Annotated in this window: 15 protein-coding genes and 4 tRNA genes; 7 read left to right on the top strand and 12 right to left on the bottom strand. The window is 59.7% G+C overall.

Going from position 1 to position 24,807, the window contains the following annotated elements; all coding sequences use genetic code 11:
- Positions 1-51: 51 nt before the first annotated feature.
- Positions 52-1,287, bottom strand: coding sequence for an N-acetylmuramoyl-L-alanine amidase (locus tag ABWV42_RS13615; protein ID WP_353340621.1), 1,236 nt, complete (start codon positions 1,285-1,287; stop codon positions 52-54).
- Positions 1,288-1,394: 107 nt separating this feature from the next.
- Entirely contained in the window at positions 1,395-2,546 is a 1,152-nt protein-coding gene (locus ABWV42_RS13610) for a pyridoxal phosphate-dependent aminotransferase (RefSeq protein WP_353340620.1), read from the bottom strand.
- On the opposite strand from ABWV42_RS13610, the gene ABWV42_RS13605 reads away from it, so the two are divergent.
- On the top strand, positions 2,545-3,921 hold the full coding sequence (locus ABWV42_RS13605; RefSeq protein ID WP_353340618.1) for a M48 family metalloprotease: 1,377 nt from the start codon (positions 2,545-2,547) through the stop codon (positions 3,919-3,921). The two genes, ABWV42_RS13610 and ABWV42_RS13605, sit on opposite strands and share 2 nt — an antisense overlap.
- An 11-nt stretch (positions 3,922-3,932) precedes the next feature.
- Positions 3,933-4,679 carry a DsbA family protein gene (locus tag ABWV42_RS13600; RefSeq protein ID WP_353340617.1) on the top strand — a complete coding sequence of 249 codons (747 nt, stop codon included), beginning with the start codon at positions 3,933-3,935 and terminating at the stop codon, positions 4,677-4,679.
- A gap of 58 nt (positions 4,680-4,737) precedes the next feature.
- Here the strand turns inward: ABWV42_RS13600 and ispG are convergent, their stop codons facing one another.
- The 3 genes from ispG to hemA all read right to left on the bottom strand — a co-directional run bounded on the left by ispG (position 4,738) and on the right by hemA (position 8,441).
- Entirely contained in the window at positions 4,738-5,859 is a 1,122-nt protein-coding gene (gene ispG, locus ABWV42_RS13595) for a flavodoxin-dependent (E)-4-hydroxy-3-methylbut-2-enyl-diphosphate synthase (protein WP_353340616.1), read from the bottom strand.
- Positions 5,860-5,947: 88 nt separating this feature from the next.
- Positions 5,948-7,108, bottom strand: a complete 1,161-nt coding sequence (locus tag ABWV42_RS13590) for a helix-turn-helix domain-containing protein (RefSeq protein ID WP_353340615.1) — start codon at positions 7,106-7,108, stop codon at positions 5,948-5,950.
- A gap of 109 nt (positions 7,109-7,217) precedes the next feature.
- Positions 7,218-8,441: a 5-aminolevulinate synthase gene (gene hemA / locus ABWV42_RS13585; protein ID WP_353340614.1), complete on the bottom strand. Its 1,224-nt coding sequence runs from the start codon at positions 8,439-8,441 to the stop codon at positions 7,218-7,220.
- 227 nt (positions 8,442-8,668) lie between these two features.
- Here hemA and ABWV42_RS13580 point away from each other — a divergent pair, with 227 nt between their 5' ends.
- A complete protein-coding gene (locus tag ABWV42_RS13580; RefSeq protein ID WP_353340612.1) occupies positions 8,669-10,042 on the top strand; it encodes a M20/M25/M40 family metallo-hydrolase in 1,374 nt (457 codons plus the stop codon).
- Positions 10,043-10,111: 69 nt separating this feature from the next.
- The gene (locus tag ABWV42_RS13575) at positions 10,112-10,456 is read left to right on the top strand and encodes a hypothetical protein (protein ID WP_353340611.1); all 345 of its coding nucleotides are present in this window, start codon (positions 10,112-10,114) and stop codon (positions 10,454-10,456) included.
- A 35-nt stretch (positions 10,457-10,491) separates the two neighbouring features.
- Here the strand turns inward: ABWV42_RS13575 and ABWV42_RS13570 are convergent, their stop codons facing one another.
- From ABWV42_RS13570 to ABWV42_RS13560, 3 genes are all read right to left on the bottom strand, one after another.
- The gene (locus ABWV42_RS13570; protein WP_353340610.1) at positions 10,492-11,268 is read right to left on the bottom strand and encodes a hypothetical protein; all 777 of its coding nucleotides are present in this window, start codon (positions 11,266-11,268) and stop codon (positions 10,492-10,494) included.
- Positions 11,269-11,357: 89 nt separating this feature from the next.
- Positions 11,358-11,434, bottom strand: a tRNA-Asp gene (locus ABWV42_RS13565).
- Positions 11,435-11,472: 38 nt separating this feature from the next.
- Positions 11,473-11,549, bottom strand: a tRNA-Asp gene (locus tag ABWV42_RS13560).
- Positions 11,550-11,919: 370 nt separating this feature from the next.
- Here ABWV42_RS13560 and ABWV42_RS13555 point away from each other — a divergent pair.
- On the top strand, positions 11,920-17,688 hold the full coding sequence (locus ABWV42_RS13555; RefSeq protein WP_353340609.1) for a M10 family metallopeptidase C-terminal domain-containing protein: 5,769 nt from the start codon (positions 11,920-11,922) through the stop codon (positions 17,686-17,688).
- A gap of 221 nt (positions 17,689-17,909) precedes the next feature.
- Positions 17,910-20,144 (top strand): M10 family metallopeptidase, encoded by a 2,235-nt coding sequence (locus ABWV42_RS13550; protein WP_353340608.1) that lies wholly within the window; start codon positions 17,910-17,912, stop codon positions 20,142-20,144.
- A 124-nt stretch (positions 20,145-20,268) separates the two neighbouring features.
- On the opposite strand, the gene ABWV42_RS13545 is transcribed toward ABWV42_RS13550, so the two are convergent.
- The 4 genes from ABWV42_RS13545 to lon all read right to left on the bottom strand — a co-directional run bounded on the left by ABWV42_RS13545 (position 20,269) and on the right by lon (position 23,577).
- Positions 20,269-20,344, bottom strand: a tRNA-Val gene (locus ABWV42_RS13545).
- 171 nt (positions 20,345-20,515) lie between these two features.
- Positions 20,516-20,590, bottom strand: a tRNA-Val gene (locus ABWV42_RS13540).
- Positions 20,591-20,608: 18 nt separating this feature from the next.
- Entirely contained in the window at positions 20,609-21,034 is a 426-nt protein-coding gene (locus ABWV42_RS13535) for an HU family DNA-binding protein (RefSeq protein WP_353340607.1), read from the bottom strand.
- A 146-nt stretch (positions 21,035-21,180) separates the two neighbouring features.
- Positions 21,181-23,577 carry an endopeptidase La gene (gene lon / locus ABWV42_RS13530; protein WP_353340606.1) on the bottom strand — a complete coding sequence of 799 codons (2,397 nt, stop codon included), beginning with the start codon at positions 23,575-23,577 and terminating at the stop codon, positions 21,181-21,183.
- A gap of 259 nt (positions 23,578-23,836) precedes the next feature.
- Here lon and ABWV42_RS13525 point away from each other — a divergent pair, with 259 nt between their 5' ends.
- Positions 23,837-24,805: a glycosyltransferase gene (locus tag ABWV42_RS13525; RefSeq protein WP_353340605.1), complete on the top strand. Its 969-nt coding sequence runs from the start codon at positions 23,837-23,839 to the stop codon at positions 24,803-24,805.
- Positions 24,806-24,807: the final 2 nt, after the last annotated feature.

The following is a 24,807-nucleotide window of genomic DNA, read 5'->3' as shown; positions in this document are numbered from 1 at the left end:
AAAACACATGACCGCGTGCCGTCAGCGCCATTTTGCCGTTTCCCGAAAGACTTACTGACGCACCAGATCGCGCAGCGCCTTGTCCTCATCAACCCAGGCCTGCACACCGTCACGGATCGCCCCCGCCATCACCGCACGCCAGTTCACATCCTTCAGGCGCTTGAGGTCTTCATCCGAACTCAGGAATCCAACCTCGATCAGGATCGACGGCACATCCGCCGCCTTCAACACGGAAAACCCCGCCTTGCGATGCGGTTTCTTGTTGATCGCCCCCGTCGCCCCCTTGATCGAGCGCACCAACTGCGTCGCCAGATGCTCGGACCGCGGTTGCGTCTCAAGCCGTGCAAGATCCAGCAGGATATCAGCCACCTGATCATCTGCCGACGACAGGTCAATCCCCGCCAGAATATCGGCCCGGTCGTGCCGTTCGGCCAGTGTCGCCGATGCCGCGTCCGATGCTTCCTCCGACAGGGTATAGACCGTGGCCCCCGTCGCATGGCCCTTCTGAAGCGCATCCGCATGCAGCGAGATGAACAAGTCCGCCTTGGCTTCATGCGCAATCGACACGCGGCGCTCGAGCGAGACAAACACATCCTCGTCCCGTGTCATATGCACCTCGAACCCGGCGCGGCGCAGGCTTTCGCGCAACTCGCGGCCAAAGGTCAGCATCAAGTCCTTTTCGCTCACGCCTGACCGCTCTGCCCCCGGATCAATGCCGCCGTGGCCGGGATCAAGCACAATCAACACCGGCGCCCAGTCGGGCTTTTCGGCGTCTGGCTCCGTCTCAAACGTCACAGGCTCCGGCAGGTCCCATCGCGGATCACGCGGCGCTCCGGCACGCAAGGAGAACGCCGCATCATCCTGTTTTTCCAGAACAATCCGCAGCTGTCCGGCACCGGTTTCGGTATCCAGCGTCAGGCTCGCCTCGTCCACCACCAACGGCAGCGAGAGGTCCACCACCATCCGGCTCCAGCCCGGTCGGAACTGCCCGACACGCACCGCCGCGACACCGTCCGCCGCACCGAAGGCGTCCACATCAAAGCCGCGCCAGTCCACTTCGCGAAAATCCAGAACCATGCGTTTGGGATCATCCAGTTGGAACACCCGCCAAGGCACCCCCTGCGACAGTCCCAGCTCAATCAGAACCGACCCCCGCCAGCCATTCGACAGGCGGCTTTCCTCCTGCTGCACCCGTGCCAGAGCTGTAAAATCCTGCGCCATCCCCTTGGCAGAAAAGGAAAACACCGCCACGAAGGCTGCAACCAAGATCGTGATAAACCTGCTCATGTCCCTCTCTCCGGCGGGCTGTTTGGTGACAGGGTACACCAAGGCGCAGCAACACACTACCGGCGATCCAAAGACCACCGGCGCCATGCTCCCCTTCGGCCAAATCCTCAGATGTGGCCACGCGCCTTCATGAACCGCGCAAGGCGTTCCAGACCCTCGGCAATATCCGCCTTTGACCGCGCATAGGAAAACCGCAACGTCCCCGCGCCGCGCACCGGATCGAAATCAAGGCCCGGCGTCACCGCCACCCCCGCCTCTTCCAGAATCTCCCGCGCAAAGGCCCCGCTGTCATTGGTGTACTGGCTGACATCCACGTAGAAATAGAACGCGCCATCCGGCGGCGCAAAGCGATCGAACCCCGCCCTGGGCAGCCCGTCGATCATCAACTGCCGATTGGCACGGTAGACCGCCATATTGGCCTCAAGTTCCTCGTGACAGTCCATGGCCGCCAAGGCCGCAACCTGACTCGCGTGCGGGGCACAGATGAACATGTTCTGCGCCAGACGCTCGACCTGCCGCACATGATCCTCGGGCACGACCATCCAGCCCACGCGCCATCCGGTCATGCTGAAATACTTCGAGAACGAGTTGATCACGTAACAGTCCTGCGTGATCTCAAGCGCCGTGACTGCCTTGGCCTCGTATTCGATGCCGTGGTAAATCTCGTCGCTGATGAACGACGCGCCCTTGGCGGCACAGGCATCCACCAGGGCCTGCATCGCCCCCTTGTTCAACATGGTGCCCGTCGGGTTCGCGGGCGAGGCCACCATCAGGCCCTGCACATCCATATCCGCGAAATCATCGGGCACCGGCTGCAGACGATTGGCATTCGAGGTCGGCAGGTCCACCGGCTCCAGAGAAAGCGCCTTGAGGATCTGGCGGTAGGATGGGTATCCGGGCGCCCCGATGGCCACCCTGTCGCCTGCATCAAACAGTGCGGTGAACGCCAGAAGGAAGGCCCCCGAAGATCCCGGCGTCACGATCACCCGCGCGGGATCAAGGTCCACGTTGTACCACTCGCCATAAAGCTGCGCGATCCGTGCCCGCAGCTCCGGTATCCCCAGCGCAACCGTATAGCCAAGCGCGTCTTTCTGCATCTCCTCGGCAAGAACCTGCCTCGCCCCTGCGGGTGCCGCCGTTCCGGGCTGGCCCACTTCCATATGGATGATATGTCTACCCTCGGCTTCGGCCTGTCTTGCCGCTTCCATGACGTCCATCACAATAAAGGGATCGACGGCCCCACGTCTTGAATTCCGCATGTTTATCGTTCCTATTGTCGCCATGACCTTTCACCGCGAAATCACCGCGCCGTCAATGCACCGGATGCTTGGAATTTTCCTTGCCCTTGTCCTCACGGTAACGGCCCTGCCCGCGCGGGCAATTTCGCTGATCCGCGATCCCGACATCGAATACGCCCTGGCACGCGTTTCCGAACCGATCCTCGCCGCCGCCGGCCTTGGCGGAAGCGTCCGCGTGCTGGTGGTCAACGACCAAAGCCTCAATGCCTTTGTGATCGACAACAACCACATTTTCATCCACATGGGCCTCCTTTTGCGCATGGAACGGGTCGAAATGTTGCAGGCCGTCATCGCCCACGAGGCCGCACATATCGCCAACAGCCATATCACCCGCCGCATGGCCAATATCGGCACCGCTCGCACAGCGTCCGGATTCGGCCTCGCCCTTGCACTGGCCGCTGCGGCCGCCGGCGCATCCGGAGATGCCGCCGCGGGTCTGGCAATCGGCACGCAATCGGCGTCGATGCGGACCCTTCTCGCCCACACCCGCGCCGAAGAAGCTGCGGCCGACCAATCGGGCGTCCGATACATGGTCCGCGCAGGCGTCGATCCCCATGCCGCGGTCGAAGTTCACGATCTCTTTCGCGGTCAGGAACTCCTGAATGTCTCGCGTCAGGACCCCTACATGCGCTCCCACCCGCTGACTCGCGACCGGATGCGTGCCATGCAGGCCTTTGCAAACGCCAACAAGGGCAAGGCTAGGAAACAGCCCGAGGCCGAATACTGGTTCGCCCGCGCCCAAGGTAAGGCCTCTGCCTTCACCCGCTCGCCCAAATGGACAATGCAACGCGCCGACGAAAGCCCAAGCCGCGACATCCGGCTCATGCGCGAGGCCATCGCCTATCACCGCCGCTCGGATCGCACCAAGGCCATCGCCCGCATCAATGCAGCCATCGAAATGCGCCCCCGCGATCCATACTTTTACGAACTCAAGGGCCAGATCCTGCTGGAAAGCCGTCGTTTCAACGAAGCGGTCAACGCCTATCGCAAATCCGTTGACCTCGCCCCACGAAACGCCCTCTGCCTCGGTGGCTTGGGTCGCGCGCTCCTCGCCGCCGACCGCCCCAAAGAGGCGCTCACATACCTTGAAAAAGCCCGTGCCCGCGATTTCCGTGATCCACGGATCCTGCGTGATCTTGGCGCCGCCTATGCCCGCACCGGCAAGAACGGCATGGCCTCACTTTCCACCGCAGAGCGATACGCCCTGCAAAACCGCCTCAAGGATGCCGCGATCCACGCAAGACGCGCCAGCGGCCTCCTGCCACGCGGCTCGAGCGCATGGCGCCGGGCCGAAGACATTCTCGCCGACGCTGAACGCGCCGCCAAAAAGAAATAACGGAGACAACGATGCTCAAATCCCTCACCACCGCAGCGGCCATCGCCCTGACCGCTCTCCCCGCCTTCGCGCTTGATCTCGACAAGATGTCCGAAGACGAACGCGCCGCCTTCCGCGCCGAAGTCCGCGCCTATCTTCTCGACAATCCCGAAGTCATCATGGAAGCGGTTGGCCTGCTGGAACAACGCGAAGCTGAAGCCGCCGCCAGCCATGACATCGCTCTGGTCAAGGCCCACTCAAACGCCATCTTCAACGACGGTTTTTCCTACGTCGGCGGCAACCCCGAAGGCGATATCACGCTGGTGGAATTCGTCGACTACCGCTGCGGCTACTGCCGTCGCGCCCACGAAGAGGTCAAGAAACTGGTTGAGAAAGACGGCAATATCCGTCTGATCTACAAGGAATTTCCGATCCTAGGCGAAGGCTCGCTCCTGTCCTCGCGCTTTGCCGTTGCCATCAAGCAGCTGTTCGGAAACGAGGCCTACGCCGAGGCCCATGACACGCTGATCGCCTTCAAGGGCGACGTGACCCCGACAGCGCTGACCCGCATCGCAGACTCGCTGGGCCATTCCGCAAGCGACGTTCTGAGCCATATGAACAGCGATCAGGTCACCGACGAAATCCGTCAGACCCGCGAGTTGGCCAACCGACTCGCGATCTCTGGCACCCCGACCTTTGTCATGCAGGACCAACTCCTGCGCGGCTACCTGCCTTACGACAACATGGCCGCCCTTGTCGCCGAGAAACGCGGCAACTGATGCCAAAAAGAAAAGGGCCGCTCCATTGGAGCGGCCCTTGTTCCAAAACAGCTTTAGATCACTCCGCCGCTTTCGTCTCCGCCTCGATCTCGGCAGCACGTGCTTCGACCTGCTCGACGATGTGATCCACCATCTCTTCGTTCGACATCTTGTGGCTCTGCTTGCCCGCCAGATAGACCATGCCCGACCCAGCCCCACCGCCGGTAAACCCGATGTCGGTCATCAGCGCCTCACCCGGCCCGTTCACGACACAGCCGATAATCGACAGGCTCATCGGCGTATGGATATGCGCCAACCGGTTCTCCAGCGTCTCAACCGTCTTGATAACATCAAAGCCCTGACGCGCGCAGGACGGGCAGGAAATGATGTTCACCCCGCGGTGGCGCAGGCCAAGCGACTTGAGGATTTCGAAACCGACCTTCACCTCTTCCACCGGATCGGCCGAGAGCGACACGCGCAGGGTATCTCCGATGCCCATCCACAACAGGTTACCAAGGCCAATCGCCGATTTGATGGTGCCGCTCACGAAACCACCCGCCTCGGTCACACCAAGGTGGATCGGCGCGTCGGTCGCATCCGCCAGCTGCTGATAGGCCGCCGCCGTCATGAAGACGTCCGACGCCTTCACGCTGATCTTGTATTCGTGGAAATCGTTATCCTGAAGAATGCGGATATGCTCCAACCCGCTTTCCACCATCGCGTCCGGACAGGGTTCGCCATACTTTTCAAGCAGGTGTTTCTCAAGCGAACCGGCGTTCACGCCAATCCGGATCGAACAGCCATGATCCTTCGCCGCCTGGATCACCTCCTTGACCCGCTTTTCATCACCGATATTGCCCGGGTTGATCCGCAGGCACGCAGCCCCCGCCTCGGCCGCCTCGATCGCGCGTTTATAGTGGAAATGGATGTCCGCCACGATCGGAACCGGGCTTTCCCTGGCGATCTCTTTCAACGCCTTGGTTGCCGCCGCGTCGGGTGTCGAAACACGCACGATATCGGCACCGGCCTCGGCCGCCGCAAGCACCTGCCCCAGCGTCGCCTTAACATCCGAACTGTCCGTGTTCGTCATCGTCTGCACCGCGATCGGCGCGTCGCCACCAACGGGCACATTACCCACCATGATCTGACGCGATTTGCGACGCTCGATATTGCGCCACGGGCGGATGTGGTTCATCGACATATGAAAAGGCCCCTCACCGATGCAGGTTCAGAGCCTATGTAAGTCCGTTGTGTGTCGGGGGCAATGCAAAGCCCGGCGCGGCAGAGAATTATTGCCCGTTCACCAGCGCAGCATCTGCTTCGGCCACGATCCGTGCCAGTTCAGGATCCTGGTCAAGATCCGCCAGATCATATTGCTCCAGCAGGAGGTCGGCATCCAACGCCAGATCCCCGATCCGGTTGGTCCCTGTTCCCACAGGGCCGAACAGCGCGCCGTTCAGCTTGAAATAAACCGAACCGCTCATGCCCGCGGTCAGTGTCGGGACACCTTCCTTTTCGGGCAGGGTGAATTCTTCGCCTGCGTTCAGGATCTTCTCCAGAAGAACCGACCCATCCGCAGCCCTTACCCGAACCCATGCCGGACGCACTGCCATCAGGACAAGTTCATCACGTTCGTTTTCGAGAACCTGCGGCACCGCCCGATCCAGAACCTCTTCTGTCAGGTCGGCCAAAACCGGCGCCTCAGGCGTGAACACGCCCATGGTATCCGGGTTCAGCGTGGAAATCGGAGCATCCCGCGCCACCATCACCGGCACATCAAGCGCCTGCGGGCGATACAGACGGTCAAGCGTCTCGGTCGACGGGTTTCCAAGACCGGCAACTTCGCTCCGCTCGGCCGCGTTCAACGGGTCCAGTTCCGAGAGCACAACAGGTGTCTGCTCGACCGGCGCCAGTTTAACCCTTTGAATTTCATTGAGAACCGACCATCCGCCATAGCCGATGGTTGCGATCAGAGCGACCAGCACCATCGAAGAGCCAATCGCGCGTGGTTCGATCCGGGACAGAATAGACTCCGGCGCGGGCGTGAACGCCATGATCGGCGCGTCCAACGCATCACGGTCTACCTTGAGCGCGCTTTCACTCTTGCGCATGGTCGAGGCTTCCGCCGACATGCCGTGCGCAGGCGTGAACCCACTTTCCTTGCAGAACGCAGCGAATGTCTCGTCCGGATCCAACCCAAGATAGCGTGCATAGGAACGCACGTAACCGGCGATAAAGCCCGGTGTTTCGAACGCCGTTGGATCGGCGTTCTCGATTGCAGCGATGTAGGAGGCTCGGATTCGCAACTCGCGTTGAACATCGAGCAACGACTTACCCATCGTTGCCCGTTCGCCCCGCATCATGTCCCCTAGACGCAGGTCGTAATCGTCGAAACCTTTCGGTCCCTCGTCATGCTCTACGGCTGTGCGCTGTCCCTTGCGCCTGATCATATCATTCGCCTCACTGCAATGCCGATCCGTTACCGTCCCCGATTCGGATCGGGCCCTTTGTTGAGGCTAAAGTAACACAGTGCAACAAATTTTGCACCTTCGTGATTGCCTAGCCCGCAAGTTCGGCACGATTCAGCGCACAGTGCGACCAAAGCTCATCCATTGCGCGAACGAGCTTATTCATCTCATCCGGACCGTGCACAGGCGACGGGGTAAAGCGAAGACGCTCGGTCCCACGCGGCACGGTCGGGAAGTTGATGGGCTGCACGTAGATGCCGAAGTTCTCCAGCAGCATGTCCGACAGCGCCTTGGTGTGAACCGGGTCACCCACGATTACGGGCACGATGTGCGAGCCGTGGTCGATGATCGGCAGGCCCATGCCCTTCAGGCGCAGCTTGAGGATCTTCGCCTGCTCCTGGTGCTTGTCGCGACGCTCCTGATCTGTCTTCAGATGCGCAACCGAAGCCGCCGCCCCTGCCGCAACCGCCGGCGGCAGCGAGGTGGTGAAGATGAAGCCCGGCGCATAAGAACGCACGGCGTCACACATTTTTTCGCTGGCCGCGATATAGCCACCCATTACGCCATAGGCCTTGGCAAGGGTGCCGTTGATGATGTCGATACGATGCGCGAGGTTGTCACGCTCGGTCACACCACCACCGCGCGGGCCATACATGCCCACCGCGTGTACTTCGTCGATATAGGTCAGCGCGCCGAATTCATCCGCCAGATCGCAGATCGCTTCGATCGGACCAAAGTCACCGTCCATCGAGTAAACCGATTCAAAGGCGATCAGCTTGGGGGCCGCCGGGTCGTCCGCTGCCAGAAGTTCACGCAGATGCTCAACGTCGTTGTGACGGAACACGCGCTTGGCCCCGCCGTTGCGGCGCACACCTTCGATCATCGAGGCGTGGTTCAACTCGTCCGAATAGATGATCAGACCGGGGAACAGCTTGGGCAGGGTCGAAAGGGTCGCGTCGTTGGCGATATAGGCCGAGGTGAACAGAAGCGCCGATTCCTTGCCATGCAGGTCCGCCAGCTCCGCCTCAAGGCGCTTGTGATAGATCGTGGTGCCCGAAATGTTACGGGTGCCGCCCGAACCGGCGCCGGTCGCATCCAATGCCTCGTGCATGGCCGCAAGAACAACCGGATGCTGGCCCATGCCAAGATAGTCGTTGCCACACCATACGGTGATCGGCGCCTTGGTGCCGTCAGGACGGGTCCACATGGCGTGCGGGAAGTTGCCCTTCTCACGCTCGATATCAATGAAAGTACGGTAACGTCCTTCATCATGAAGACGCTGGATCGCTTCGTCGAGCTTCACATTGTAATCCACGGGCTTCCCTCCTTGAACGGGTTGCTGGTTGCATCCACATATCATCCGCGCGACCGGACATTCAATTTAAAGAATGGGTATATCGCGCAAAAAACATGCGGCCTACGTTACATTTTGCCACCTCTCGATCCTTGATCTACGTCAAGGGTTCCGATCGGAAACTGGACAGTGCCAATCGGCCTGATAGGCTCTGCCGCGAACCACCTCTAGCATACAGGATTCTGTGCATGTCACTCGACAACGTACTCAAACGTATCGATTCCGACCTCCAAGGCGCGACCGACCGTTTGATCGAACTTCTGAAGATCCCTTCGATCTCAACCGACCCGGCCTTCAAGGACGATTGCGACCGCGCCGCCGACTGGCTTGTCGCCGACCTTCAAAGCCTTGGCGTAAAGGCAGAAAAGCGCCCGACGCCCGGTCACCCGATGGTCGTGGGCCATGTCGAAGGCGATGGCCCGCATGTCCTGTTCTATGGCCACTATGACGTTCAACCGGTCGATCCGCTCGAGCTTTGGGATAGCCCCCCGTTTGAACCGCAGCTGGAAGAAACCGCCAACGGCAAGGTGATCCGCGGTCGCGGCTCTTCGGACGACAAGGGCCAGCTGATGACCTTCGTCGAAGCCTGCCGCGCCTGGAAGGCGGTAAACGGCTCCCTGCCCTGCCGCATCACCTTTTTCTTCGAAGGTGAAGAGGAATCAGGCTCCCCGTCTCTCGTCCCCTTCATGCAGGAAAACGCCGCCGAACTGACCTCGGACATCGCCCTGATCTGCGACACCGGCCTGTTCGAAAGCAAGGTCCCCGCGATCATCACGCAATTGCGCGGCCTGCTTGGCGAAGACTTCACCATCACCGGCCCCGACCGCGATCTCCATTCGGGCATGTACGGTGGCGTCGCGATGAACCCGATCCGGGTTCTGACCCGTATCCTTGCCGACCTTCACGACGACAACGGCGCCGTCACCCTCGCAGGCTTCTACGATGACGTGCCCGAACTCTCCGACGAGATCCGCAGCCAGTGGCAGAACCTGAACTTCGACCATGCCAGCTTCCTTGGCGACGTCGGCCTCAAGGCCCCCGCCGGCGAGGTCGACCGCACCCCGCTGGAACAGATCTGGTCGCGCCCGACCTGCGACGTGAACGGCATCTGGGGCGGCTACACCGGTGACGGCTTCAAGACCGTCCTGCCAAGCCAGGCCTCTGCCAAGGTGTCGTTCCGCCTTGTCGGCCAGCAGGATCCGGACAAGATCCGCGCTGCCTTCCGCCAGCATCTCGAAAGCAACCTGCCCGAAGGCTTCACCGTCGAGTACCGCACCGAGAAAGGCTCGCCCGCCTCGCAGATGTCCACGGCAAACCCCGCCTTCGAGGCCGCCCGCAAGGCGCTTTCGGACGAATGGCCCGATGCCGCCGCCTTTGCAGGCTGCGGCGGCTCGATCCCGATCGCGGGGTATTTCAAGGACTTGCTGGGCGTCGACGCCATGCTGATCGGCTTTGCCAAGGACGACGACCAGATCCACTCGCCCAACGAAAAATACGATCTGGAAAGCTTCCACAAGGGCATCCGCTCCTGGGCGCGCATTCTGGATGCTATGACACATTAAAAACCCAAGGGGCGGGCGCTTTTTAGCACTCGCCCAAGTTTAATACGTCAAAGCCACAAAGGCAGAGAAATGAAAGTCGTTCTTTTGCTCATCGGCGTTTGCCTTGGCTATGTTGCCCACATCCTGGTCGACCTGAAAGACAATTACTCTAAGTCAATCGCAATTGCTGAAGCTCACTGCGTCATCGCGGTGCTTTCTGATACAAAGCTGAAACACAAGCCAAGCGAACTGGGCTGCAAACTCATAGTAGATGACGATTTTTTGCTGACATTTCAGGTAACTGGCGTCGAAGGCCTATTCGTCGACTGTCTCCCACCCCAGGCTTATTTCAGGAGCGAACTTTCTGTGCGAGAATGCATCTTGTATCGGACGCAATTGGGACAAGATGACCAGGTAATTCTAGAAGAACAATAGAACGCCCGCTCCAACGAGCGGGCGTCATTTTTCACCTACTGTCGTGGCGTCCCTGTCCGCTCTCCGTGAGCGTAAAATTGGGTCAGGATCGAAATCGACACCATGAAAACCAGCCATAGAACAAAAACCTGCGCCGGTAGCTGAACCCATATGGGAAACCCGGACAGCCCAAGCCCGATCAGCCAGTCTCCAATCAGGCACAGCGTGATCACCAGAGAGGTTGCCCGCAGCAACCCGCCCTTGTTTTCACTCCTCCAGAGCGAATTGAAAATCCCCTCACGCCCACCCAGTGCGGAATGCACAAGGCTTGGTGAGATCGCGATATAGGACAGCCAGAAAATCCAGGTCAGGGCAAAAGTCGCAATAAAATGCCCCCAGCCCTGAGCGTAGCCAAGCGCAAAGTCCCCGACCGAGATCTTCCCGCCACCAAGTGCCAGCAAGGGGATGAACCCCACCACAAGAAGGATCAACAGGATTACGACAACAAACAGAAGAGCCTTGAGGGCATAGATAATCGTCTCAAGCACCGGGAATTTTCGGTCGGTCAGCACCGGAAGAACCACACGATGCCAGCTTACAGCGGACCAGAAGAACAAGAATCCTCCGCCCAGAAAGACGACCGCAAACTCCAAGCCCTCGATGCTCAACCTTCCGCCCGTCAGAAACACCGATCTCTGATCGTAAAACACCGCGAAGCATAGCAGCAGAAAAACAAGAAGCGGTACCAAGGACACGCGAAGCGCCGCCCAGAAGTTTTGAATCACACTTTCGAACGCATCATCCAGCAAACGAATAGCACCTTGAAAATCCATAAAAATCTCCCAAGAAAATCCGGAAGCACAAAAACCGCTCAAACCGCGGCGGTCAACTACAAATTGAAATCTGAGGGAGGGGAAGGAAATGGCGCGGTTGACGGGGCTCGAACCCGCGACCCCCGGCGTGACAGGCCGGTACTCTAACCAACTGAGCTACAACCGCGCATTTCTTTCTCTTCGGCGCTCTTGGACGGACAGTGGTGGCGCGGTTGACGGGGCTCGAACCCGCGACCCCCGGCGTGACAGGCCGGTACTCTAACCAACTGAGCTACAACCGCTCACTGTCCGCTCCAGGGTGCGTCCCGAAGCGTGAGGCGTGGTTTATGCTTAGCCGCTCGGCACGTCAAGCGGTTAAGAGAGGGTATTTGAAAGTTTTTTGATTTTCCGTCCGGCGCCCCCGAACAACCGCAGTTCAACAAGCGATTTCAACGGGCTCGGCGGCATAGATCCCGCGCCAGATTTGATGCGTTCAAACCCGCACCACACCGAACCGACCGACTGTCAATTCTGACATTGTCACAAAAAAACACTTTGAAATAACGCGCCCCCTCCCCATAATCGCGGGCGTAAAGTTTACCACTCGATCAATTTACGATTTGCCCCGGATGCAAGTCATCTGGGTTTTGAAAGATATTATTGGAGGCTAGAATGGCTCACGAACCAGACGGCGTCATTGACTATGGCGCAACCCCATCTGATGAAAACATTACGCTTAGCGGCGTAACAGCGATCGACGCCCTTCTTCATGGCGACAGATGGAGCGACTTCAACCTCACATGGTCCACACCCAGTGTTTCGGCCGACTACAGCTCCGGCTATCCCGACGACAACGCCGCGACACCGGACATTCTGGACACGTTTTCCACCACCACGGCCAAGCAGAATGATGCAATCGTTTACTGGACCGAGCAATTTGCGCTCGTGTCCGGCCTGACCTTTACCGAACTGGACGGCGCCCCCGGTGCACAGGACGAAGATCAGGAAGCCACCATCCGCTTCGCCAACTCCGACGATCCCTCCACGGCCTATGGCTATTATCCAAGCTCCAACGAAACCGGCGGGGATGTCTGGTTCGGCTCAACCGGGGATGATCCCGACTTTGGCGATTTCGACTTCGTAACCGTCGGTCACGAGCTTGGTCACGCCCTTGGCCTCAAGCACGGCCACGAAGGCACCAACCAGCTGCCCTACTCGCTCGATTCCAGCGAGTTCTCGATCATGACCTACACCAACTACGTGGGCGAGAACGCGGGTTACAACACCAACGGGACGTGGGATAACCCACAGTCGCTGATGATGTATGACATCGCGGCGATCCAGTATCTCTATGGCGCCAATTTCGGTGCCAATAGCGGATCAACCACCTACACCTTCTCGACGACCACTGGCGAGATGTTCATCAACGGCGTCGGTCAGGGCGCCTCGGGAGCCAACCGTGTCTTCCGTACCTTATGGGACGGCAACGGCACCGACACCTACGACCTGTCGAACTATACGACGGATCTTCACATCAACCTCGCCCCAGGTGGCTGGTCTGACTTTGATGTAGGCGGCAACTTCCAGCGCGCGGACCTTGCGGGCAACGAAGCGGGCGTCGCCGCTGGCACCCATATGTCGCGCGGCCACCTGTTCAACGCGCTTCAGTACAACAATGATTCCCGCTCCCTGATCGAGAACGCGATCGGCGGTTCAGGCGATGACAGCATCAGGGGCAATGATGCCCGCAACAATCTCGACGGACGCGGCGGCAACGACACGCTACGTGGCTACGACGGCAATGACACTCTTCGTGGCGGCACTGGCAATGACCTGCTCTACGGCAACAACCAGAATGACCAGCTGATCGGTGGGGCCGGCACCGACACCATGTATGGCGGATCAGGCAACGACAGCTTCGAACTTGATGTGGCTGGCACGCACAGCGATTTCTTTTATGGCGGTTCCGGCAATGACACTGTTGACCTGAATGCGACCGGGACGTTCGACTTGTCGGGGGCAAACTTCGACGATGTTGAGGAAATCCGGTTCAATGCCTCCGATACGTCCCTCATCCTGACAAACAAGGAACTCGACGACCCACAGGAGTTGGGCGACGGCACTATCATCGATGGTTACGCGGTTATTGGTGCCGACGAGACACTGACCATCAACTTCAGCACGTCCTATGGCCAGAACAAGAACTTCTCCTCCTGGGTATTCCAGGACTGGGGTGGCCAGAACGACCAGATCTTCATCAACGGCAGCTCCAGCGCCAACAACATCACCGGCACGACCGAAGATGACACCATCGACGGCAAAGGCGGGAATGACACGCTGAACGGCTTCACCGGCAACGACAGCCTCCTTGGCGATGCCGGCAATGACTCGATTCTGGGTGGCGATGGCAACGACACGCTGATTGGTGGCACGGGCAAAGACACCCTGCGCGGCGGCAATAACAACGACCGCCTGACGTCGGACGGCGATGGCGGCCTCTACTACGGTGACGCCGGTAACGACACGCTGTTGTCCGGAATTGGTCTTGAGACCATGGATGGCGGTGTTGGGATCGACCGCATCGACCACACTGCCTACAACGGGAACTATGTGTTCGACATGGGCACCGGCCTGACGAACTTCATCGGCGAATCCTATACCAACTTCGAAATCGCGGTGATGGGCGGCGGCAACGACAGTGTCACCGGCAACGCATCCAACAACACGATCTACGGCGGGAACGGTCATGATACCCTGCTGGGCGGCTCTGGCGTCGATACTTTGTACGGCCAGGGAGGCAACGACCTGCTTTCGATCGACTCAGGTGGCATTGGGCATGTTCTGGACGGCGGCGTTGGCGACGACACCGCAACATGGAGCTACTCCAACGCCAGCTGGATCATCAACCTGACGTCGGGCAGCGCGATACTTGTCGCGACGAACTACGCCACGCTTGTTTCGATCGAAAACGTGATCGGCGGCTCCGGCAATGACTCGATCACGGGCGATGGCAACAACAACGTCCTTCAAGGTGGTTTGGGGAACGACACACTCAACGGCGGCGCGGGCGTAGACAAACTCTATGGTGAAGACGGCAATGACGTTCTCTCCATCGGGTTCGGCGGCGCCGGTCATCTTGCAGATGGCGGTGCAGGCATTGACACCGTCGATTTCAGCTACGGCTCAAGCAACTGGGCGATCAGCCTTGTTTCGAATACGGCCATGATCGGGGCAACAAACTATGCCGATCTGGTCAGCATCGAAAATGTCGTCGGAAGCGGTGGCAGTGACAGCATTGCCGGTAACGCCGATGCCAACGAATTGTCCGGCGGCGCTGGCGCAGACCTCCTGAATGGCGGCGCGGGCAACGACACGCTGAACGGCAACGCCGGCAACGACACCCTCAATGGCGAAGCTGGCGACGATAGCCTTCTGGGCGGCACAGACAACGACTCGCTGGATGGCGGCGCCGACAATGACACCCTTTCCGGCGGCGATGGCAATGACACCCTGCTTGGTGGACTTGGCAATGACAGTCTGCTGGGCGATGCCAACAACGACTCTCTTGATGGCGGCGACGGCAATGACACGCTGAACGGCGGCGATGGGGTTGATACCCTCATGGGGGGGATCGGCAACGACAACCTCACTGGTGGCAGTGGCACAGACCACATCTACGGTGGTGCTGGCAACGACACCGCCTCCGGGGGGGCCGGCAACGACTATTTTTACTTCACAGCGGCAGACGTCGGCACCATCGAAGCCGTATATGGCGGCGATGACACGGACTATATGATCCTGAGCGGTGCTGGCGTGTTCGATTTCCGCGGCCTGAACACAACCTACCTCGAAACCATCCGATTCGACGCAGATGGTTCCAACGTTGACAAGACACTGCGCCTGAGTGGGAAAGAGCTGGATGGCGCAACTGAGCTCAAGACCATCATGATTGATGGTAATGACAACGTGGGTTCTGACGACACGATCCAGATTGACCTGACAAACTATGTGATTGCTGATCTCTCGGGCTGGACTTTCGTGGACTGGAACAATTTCAATCCCGGCGACCGCATCATCATCAACGGCGACGCCTCGAACGAAACCATCATCGGCAGCTCGCAGAACGATGAAATCAATGCTGGTGGCGGGATCAATACGGTCGATGGCGGTGACGGCGACGACGACATCACCTTCTCGGCCGTAACCATCGGTGGCAGTTTTGATGGCGGCCTCGGCATTGACCACCTCGATGCAAGCGGCACCAGCTGGCTTGCAGACATCACCTTCAATCTTGGCACCGGCTTTGTAACCGAAGGCGGAGCGAACCGCGACGCGCTGGCCAACATCGAAAATGTCACGGTTGGTGGCCATGCGTCCGTGATCGGCGACGGTGCCAACAATGAAATCATCGCAACCTCCCCCACGGGTAACAACAGCCTGGTTGGTGGTTTCGGCGATGACACGCTAAGCGGCGGAGGCGGCGACGACACCCTGGACGGAGGGGTTGACGACGACTTGCTCAACGGTGGCGATGGCAATGACGTGCTAGACGGCAGCTCCGGGACCGATACGATCTTCGGTGGCGATGGCAACGACACCCTGTTCGGCGGGAGCCAAAGCGACAGTCTCAATGGCGGAGCGGGAGACGACCTGTTCCGGATTATCGGTACTGAATTCATCGACTCCGTCGACGGCGGAACCGGCACAGATACCTTCGACGCAAGCGGCTATTCGTTTGGTGATCTGATGATCGACATGGTCGCCGGCACCATCGAAAACGGCGGGATCGAAGGGGTCCAATCCTTCCTTAACATCGAGAACTTCATTGGCCGCACCAAGGCGGATACCGTCGTCGGCTCAGCCGACGACAACATCCTTGACGGCCGCTCGGGCAACGACTCGCTCCTTGGCGGTGGCGGCAACGACACCCTTCTTGGCGACAACGGCTTTGACACGCTCAAAGGCGGTGGCGGCCATGACCTTATCCAAGGCGGCGAAAACAGCGACCTCCTTCTGGGTGGCGGCGGCAACGACACGATCTTTGGCGGTGCTCATCATGACACCATTGAAGGCGGCGGCGGCGCCGACGTGATTGACGGTGGAGCCGGCGACAACGCTCTGTCCTACGCGGCTGACACGGCCGGTGTATCCGTTGACCTTGGGTCGAACACGGTTTCAGGCGGGCACGCAACCGGCGATGTCATCTTTGGCATCTTCAATCAGGCAATCGGCGGCAGCGGCAACGACTCGCTTGCCGGTAAGTGGGGCCAGGCCAACACGCTGATCGGTGGTGCTGGCCACGACACGCTCATTGGCAAAAATGGCGCTGACAACCTGCAAGGCGGCGACGGACAGGACTCGATGATCGGCAGTTCCGGCGCCGATACCCTTGTGGGTGGCATAGGAGCCGACACCCTGGACGGTGGTTCGGATGACGACTCCCTCATCGGGGATGCAGGCGCGGACAGTATCCGTGGCGGTACTGGCAACGACTACATCGACGGCGGCACCTTCAGCGATCAACTGATCGGTCAGGCTGGGGATGACACCATCCTTGGCGGCGACGGCAACGACCTGATTGGTGGTGGCGCCGGAGCCGACTCCATGGATGGTGGCGCGGGCAACGACACCGTGTCTTACGCCTCCGACACCCTGGATGTCTTTGTCGACCTCAACGCCAGCCTTGTGGCAGGAGGCAATGCAACCGGCGACGCCATCTCGGGTTTCGAACATGCGACGACCGGCAGCGGCAACGACATCCTTGTTGGCTCCAATGTCGGTAACAACCTGATCGGTGGAGACGGCAACGACAGCATCACCGGCAACGATGGCAACGACAAGCTGTATGGCAATGACGGCAACGACACCCTCTCGGGCGGCAACGATCAAGATACCCTCGTTGGAGGAAAAGGGGCTGACGTCCTTGATGGTGGCGCAGGCGACGACTCGCTCGTTGGCAATGGCGGTGTCGACATCCTGCACGGCGGAAGCCAGAACGATACCCTTGTTGGCGGTGGCGGCAACGACACCCTGAATGGCAACGCCGGAAACGATCAGCTGAACGGATCTGGCGGCAAAGACGCCCTCGCCGGTGGCAACGGCAGCGATGCGTTGAGCGGCGGCGGCGGGAGCGATCTCCTGAATGGCGGCAACGGCAACGATACGCTGACCGGTGGCAGCCAGGCTGATGTCTTTGTCTTCAGCGACGGCTTTGGTCAGGACGTCATTACCGACTTCAACAAAGCGGACAGCGAAGACATCAACCTGTCTGGCGTTACTGCCATCACGGACTATGCCGACCTCATCTCGAGCCACCTGGTGAATTCCGGCGGCGACGCGATGATCGTTGATGGCGCCAACTCCATCCTGCTGCAAGGCGTCGCCTACAACGATGTCCTGAACGGCTTGAATGGCTACACGGCAGACGATTTCATCTTCTGATCCGGACACCACAAAACAGAAAAGGGCTCCGCCAATTGGCCGGGGCCCTTTTTCGTATTTCGGCAACTTCCTGCCCCCAGTTCCCCCTTGTAGCCTCTATTGGCATATGCCCCCTTGCACCTGCGTCCACACAGCGGCAAAGTCGCGCCCGACGCTACAAGGCGTCACAACACCACGAATGCCAGCACTGACACGGCAACCTTTGAGTACGAGTATCCAGCATGGCCCACGAACCAGATTCCCTCTTCGACTATGGCGCAACCCCCTATCGCTACATCGGTTTCAGCGGCGAGACCCACATCGACGCACTGGTCAGCAATTACAAGTGGGCCGACTATGAACTCACCTGGAGCACCCCAAACAGCCGCTTCGACTATTCTTCCGACTACCCCGACGACAACCCCTCAACTCCGAATATCCTGTCCTCCTTTAGCCACGTCACCACGCAACAGGTCACGGCCATCAAGTATTGGCTCGACCAGTACGCCAATGTCTCCGGCCTGAGCTTTGTCGAACTTGACGGCACGGGTTTCAGCCAGGACCGCGAAGCCACAATCCGTTTCGCCAACTCGCAAGATCCCAACACGGCCTACGCCTACTATCCCTGGAGCGATGAAACGGCTGGCGACGTGTGGTTCGGCCCCGACACGGATTCCCCGACCTTCGGCAACTACAGCTGGTACACCGTTGGCCATGAGATCGGCCACGCACTGGGTCTCGAACATGGCCACGAGGGCATCTTCGACCTGCCCTACGACACCGATTCCTTCGAATACTCGATCATGACCTACACAAGCTATGTCGGGGACACGTCGGGCTTTGTGAACTTCCAGGATGGCGACGCCCCCCAAACCCCGATGATGTACGACATCGCGGCGATCCAGTACCTCTACGGCGCAAACTTCGCCTTCAATGCCTCGGACACGGTCTATACCTTCAGCACCTCTACCGGGCAGATGTTCGTCAACGGCGTCGGGCAAGAGCACTCAACCTCCAACCGCGTCTTCCGCACCCTCTGGGATGGCGACGGCACCGACACCTATGACCTGTCGAACTACACCACGCGCCTCTCTATCGACCTCCGCCCGGGCGAATATTCCGACTTTGACGTTGGAGGCAATTTCCAGCGGGCCGACCTTGGCTACTACGAAGCCCGCCAAACCCACATGGCCCGTGGCCACCTGTTCAACGCCCTGCTGCACGACTCGGACCAACGCTCTCTGATCGAGAACGCAATCGGCGGCTCGAACAACGATTTGATCACCGGCAACCTGGGCAACAACCACCTCAGCGGCGGCGCTGGCAACGACAGCCTGCTTGGGGGTGATGGCAACGACACGCTTGAAGGCGGCCAGGGCAATGATTCCCTGAAAGGCGAAGACGGCGATGACCGCTTTGCCCTTGCCGACGACACCACCACCGACACGCTCGACGGTGGCAATGGCAGCGACTGGATCGACGCCACGGCCTTCACGAAATCGGTCCAGATCAACCTCGATCTCGGCACCTACAGCTCGCAATCCACTCAAGGCACGGCCAGCAACGTCGAAAACGCCCATGGCGGCACGGTGGCCGACACGCTGACCGGCGACGATAACGCCAATATCCTCGTTGGATTCAAGGGCAAGGACAGCCTTAAAGGCGCCGGTGGCGACGACGAACTGCAGGGTGGCAGCCAGAACGACCAACTCTTCGGCGGCGACGGCCGCGACTCGCTCTATGGCGGTGCCCATGACGACACTCTCAACGGCGGCGACGGCTTTGATCGTCTCTGGGGACAAGGCAACAACGACCGCCTGAGCGGCGGCGCAGGCGGCGATCGCCTTTGGGGTGACGGCGGAACAGACATCCTCAACGGCGGCAAGGGCGCTGACCTGCTCTATGGCGGCAACGGCAATGACACCCTCTATGGCAATGACGGTGGCGACAAACTCTGGGGCGGTTCCGGCAACGACCAGCTCTTTGGTGGCAACGGCAACGACCAGCTGACCGGCGGTAGCGGCGACGACCAACTGCTGGGTGGTGCTGGCAACGACGTCATCAACGGAACCAGCGGCAACAACACCATCAAGGGCAACCAGGGCGATGACACCCTGAACGGCGGCTCATCCGCCGACCTGGTGGTTGGCGGTGACGGGGCAGACCTCATTATCTCTGACGGCGGATCCCAAACCCAACTGACCGGCGGACGCGGCCACGACACCTTTGTCTTCCACAACGCCTACAACACCTCGATCATCACGGATTTCAGCGCCAACAACGCCGAAAAGATCGACCTCTCCCGCATCACCGAAATCGCCGACTTCACTGACCTGATCACCAACCACAGCTTCGCCTCGACCGAAGGCGACTTCGTCATCAACGGAGGCCTCTTGGCAGTGCGCCTTGTCGGGGTGTCCTACGACGACCTCGTGAACGGCATCGGTGGCTACACGGCAGACGACTTCCTCTTCTGACCCGGCCCAAGCGAACAACCAAAACCCCGCCCCCGTGGCGGGGTTTTTCGTTTTGCTGGAACGGCAAACAGACCGACGCACACAGCAACGTGCTTCGTTGGAAGAGCATATTTCAGGGAGGAAATGGTGGGTCGTGAGAGGCTCGAACTCCCGACATCTTCGGTGTAAACGAAGCGCTCTACCAACTGAGCTAACGACCCGATGAGCGACCTTTTATCGGTCTGAATCGGGGTGTTCAAGAGGCAAAATGCCAGAAGATAGAAAAAGTTTCACATTTCTTCCAACGGTCCGCCCATCATCGGACGAAAACGCTAACCCCATGATAAAAAAAGAAAAGGGCGCTCAACCCGAATGGGGAGCGCCCGGAAACATGGTGGGTGATAAGAGATTTGAACTCCTGACATCTTCGATGTGAACGAAGCGCTCTACCACTGAGCTAATCACCCGGTTCGCGCTTCCTAGACTCACTCCGCAGCGTCCGCAACCCCATCACTCTCGGTGTCCGCCGCTTTTTCCTCGATCTTCGGCTGGCGAATGCGCGCAACCAGTACAGACCCGTTTGCAAGCTCCTTCTTGCGCTTCACCTTGACCTTGCCCAACGGACGAATGTTGAGATCACGCCCCTCTGCAAGCGCCTCGCCCATCAGGGCAAGTGCTGCCTCAACAGCCGGTTTGGCATAACGTTTCTTGACGCCCGTGCGCTCTACGACGGCATCGACAAGTTCGGCTTTCTTCAACTCTGGTGCGCTCACCTCGGGCACAACCTCGGCCACCACAACAGGCTCCGGCGCCTTCGCGGCCTTGGTCGACGTCGTACGTTTGGTTGTGGTCCGCTTGCGGGTTGTGGTCGTCTTGGTAGTTTTTGGTTTGGTTGTTGTCGACTTTGCCATGGCGTGCTGCCCTCACTGTTCACTCGATTAAAGGAAATTTAACAGGGTCGGATTGACGTGGCTAGCCTGCTGGGCGGATCAGCCCGCCCGCAAAAGAAAAAGCGCGGGGTCTCCCCCGCGCTGTTCAATTTCCAATCAGGTCAAGATCAGTGGGCAGTGGCCCCTGCCCCGGCTTCCTTGGCCAGAGCCGCCGCGACTTCGGCCGCCTCGTCCCATTCCACCGCTTCCGGCTCGCCAACCAGCGCCAGCTTGAGCACTTCCGAAACATGCGTCACCGGAATGATCTCAAGCCCTTCCTTCACGTTGTCAGGAATATCGGCCAGGTCCTTCTCGTTCTCCTCGGGGATCAGCACGGTCTTGATACCACCGCGCAGCGCCGCCAGAAGCTTCTCCTTGAGACCACCAATCGGCATCGCGTTGCCGCGCAGGGAAACCTCGCCAGTCATGGCGATATCCTTGCGCACCGGAATACCGGTCAGCACCGACACGATAGACGTCACCATCGCAAGGCCCGCCGACGGGCCATCCTTGGGCGTTGCCCCATCGGGAACGTGCACGTGAATGTCAAACTTCTCGAACTCGGGCGGCTTCACACCGATCTTCGGCGAGATCGACCGCACATAGCTCGAGGCCGCGTCGATCGATTCCTTCATCACGTCGCCCAGCTTACCGGTGGTCTTCATCCGACCCTTGCCCGGCAGCTTCAGCGCCTCGATGTGCAGCAGATCGCCGCCCACGCTGGTCCAGGCCAGACCGGTGACAACACCCACCTGATCCTCTTTTTCGGCCAGACCATAGCGGAACTTCTTCACGCCAAGGAAATCATCAAGGTTTTCCGGCGTCACATGAACCGACTCGGTCTCGCTCTTGACGATCTTGGTCACGGCCTTCCGCGCCAGCTTGCCAAGCTCGCGTTCAAGGTTCCGCACGCCCGCCTCGCGGGTGTAGGTGCGGATCATCTCCTGCAGGGCTTCCGGCTCAAGCAAGAATTCCTTGGCCTTCAGACCATGGTTCTTGACCTGCTTGGGGATCAGGTGACGGGTCGCGATCTCGGCTTTCTCGTCTTCGGTGTACCCGGCAAGCGAGATGATCTCCATCCGGTCCAGAAGCGGACCCGGCATGTTATAGCTGTTCGCCGTGGTCAGGAACATCACGTTCGACAGGTCGTATTCCACTTCAAGATAGTGGTCCACAAAGGTCGAGTTCTGTTCCGGATCAAGCACCTCCAGCATCGCCGAGGCCGGATCGCCGCGGAAATCCTGACCCATCTTGTCGATTTCATCGAGCAAGATCAGCGGGTTGGTGGTTTTCGCCTTCTTCAGCGCCTGAATGATCTTGCCCGGCATCGAGCCGATGTAGGTCCGGCGGTGACCGCGAATTTCACTTTCGTCACGCACGCCACCAAGGCTGATGCGAATGAACTCGCGCCCCGTGGCCTTGGCCACCGATTTCCCAAGCGAGGTCTTACCGACACCCGGAGGGCCAACCAGACACAGGATCGGGCCGCGCAGCTTTTGCGAACGCTGTTGCACCGCGAGATACTCGACAATGCGTTCCTTCACCTTCTCAAGGCCATAGTGATCCGTATCAAGCACATCCTGCGCCCGGTTCAGGTCTTTCTTGACGCGGCTGCGCTTGCCCCACGGGATCGACAGCATCCAGTCGAGATAGTTGCGCACAACCGTCGCTTCCGCCGACATCGGCGACATGTTGCGAAGTTTTTTGAGCTCCGCCTCGGCCTTTTCCTTGGCCTCTTTCGAAAGCTTTGTCTCGGCGATCTTCTCTTCGAGTTCCGCGATCTCGTTCGCGCCCTCTTCCCCGTCGCCAAGCTCCTTCTGAATGGCCTTCATCTGCTCATTCAGATAGTACTCGCGCTGGGTGCGCTCCATCTGGCTCTTGACGCGGGTCTTGATCTTCTTCTCGACCTGCAGAACGCTCATTTCGCCCTGCATCAGGCCATAGACCTTCTCAAGGCGTTCGCTTACCGAAAGGGTCTCCAGAAGCTCCTGCTTCTGGTCCACCTCGACGCCCAGGTGCCCTGCTACGAGATCGGCCAATTTGGCCGGCTCAAGGGTCTCGGCCACGGCCGAAAGCGCCTCTTCGGGGATGTTCTTTTTCACCTTGGCATAGCGTTCGAACTCGTCCGCGACGGTCCGCAACAGCGCCTCGATGGTGGCCGCATCGCCCGGCATCTCGGTCAGATACTCGGCCTCGGCCTCGAAGAACGACTCGTTCTCGATGAATTGGGTGATCTCCACGCGCGACACGCCTTCGACCAGCACCTTCACGGTGCCGTCGGGCAATTTCAGCAGTTGAAGCACATTGGCCAGCACACCGGCGCGATAAATGCCATCTGCCTGCGGATCGTCCTCCGCGGGGTCAATCTGGCTCGACAGCAGGATTTGCTTGTCATCCTGCATCACCTCTTCCAGCGCACGTACCGATTTGTCACGGCCCACGAACAGCGGAACAATCATGTGCGGGAACACAACGATATCGCGCAGTGGAAGCACCGGATAGGATGAATTGAGAGGCTCTTGCATACTCAGTCCTTGTTCTAGCAAAACAACACAGGCCCCGACTTCGGCAGCCATCGGTCGTTTCCGTTTCCTCACGATATCATAGGTGGGGCACATCCCCCATCGTTTCAACCGTGCCTCTTTGGTCGAACCACAATGCCTGTCCCGCAAGGCACCTACAAGGCGCGAATCCGGAAAATGGGAAAAAACCCGCGCCCCCGCTTACTGGACAGCCAAAATCCCGCCCGCTATCCTTGGCCCGACCCGCGACTTTACGGCCCCCATGTCCCCAGATACCTCTTCTTCCCCATCGGTCTCCCCGACTTTGGCCGCCATCGTCGTGACGATGAATCGACCACAGCACCTGCGCGAGACCTTGTCCCGCCTGCGTGCGGAAAAGGCCGATTTCATCGTGGTTGTCGACAACGGATCAGACGCGGAAACCCGTTCATGGCTTGCGCAACAGGCGGACGAGACAACCCATATTTTCCTTTCGGAACATAACCTTGGCGGCGCTGGGGGCTTTGCCATGGGGATGCAGGCCGCGATCGAAACATTCTCGCCGGACTGGCTGGTGGTGATGGACGATGACGCCCGCCCCTTTCCGGGCGCTTTCGATCAGTTCCGCCAAGGCCTTGACGCACAATGGGATGCCGTTGCCGCCGCCGTCACCTATCCCGACGGTACAATTTGCGAAATGAACCGCCCCCTCCTGAACCCCTTCCGCTCAATACGCGCATTTCTGCAAAGCATCCGTGGCTTCCGCCTCTCCGACACGGCCTATGCCCCCGATGCCCCGCCAAAACAGGTTCAGATGACATCCTTTGTCGGCTTCTTCGTCTCTGCCAAGGCCATCGCCCGCATCGGCTATCCCGACCCGCGCCTGTTTCTCTACGGCGACGACCAGCTTTACGCCCTGCGCCTCAGCCGTGCTGGCCTGCGTATCGGGTTCATGCCCGCCATCCGGTTCGAGCACGACTGCGCCACCTTCGAAACCGGCCTGCGCATCTACAAACCGGTCTGGAAGGCCTATTACAACTATCGCAACGGCATATTGGTCTATCGCGGCGCCGCCGGCCTTCTGGCCCCTGTCTTGCTGGCCCTGCGCCTGCCCCGCTGGTTCGCCGCCGCCCGCCACTACGGCGATGAGGCACCCACCTACAGACGCCTCCTGCGCCGCGCGATCCTTGATGGCCTGCTGAATCGCCTCGACAGGCTGCCCGAAGGCGTCCCCGGGCCAGGCCAGGACTAACC

It is taken from the genome of Pelagimonas sp. KU-00592-HH, assembly GCF_040369695.1.
Lineage (GTDB): Bacteria > Pseudomonadota > Alphaproteobacteria > Rhodobacterales > Rhodobacteraceae > Shimia.
The sequence above is the reverse complement of the archived record's forward strand: the minus strand, read 5'-3'. Positions and strand labels throughout refer to the sequence as shown.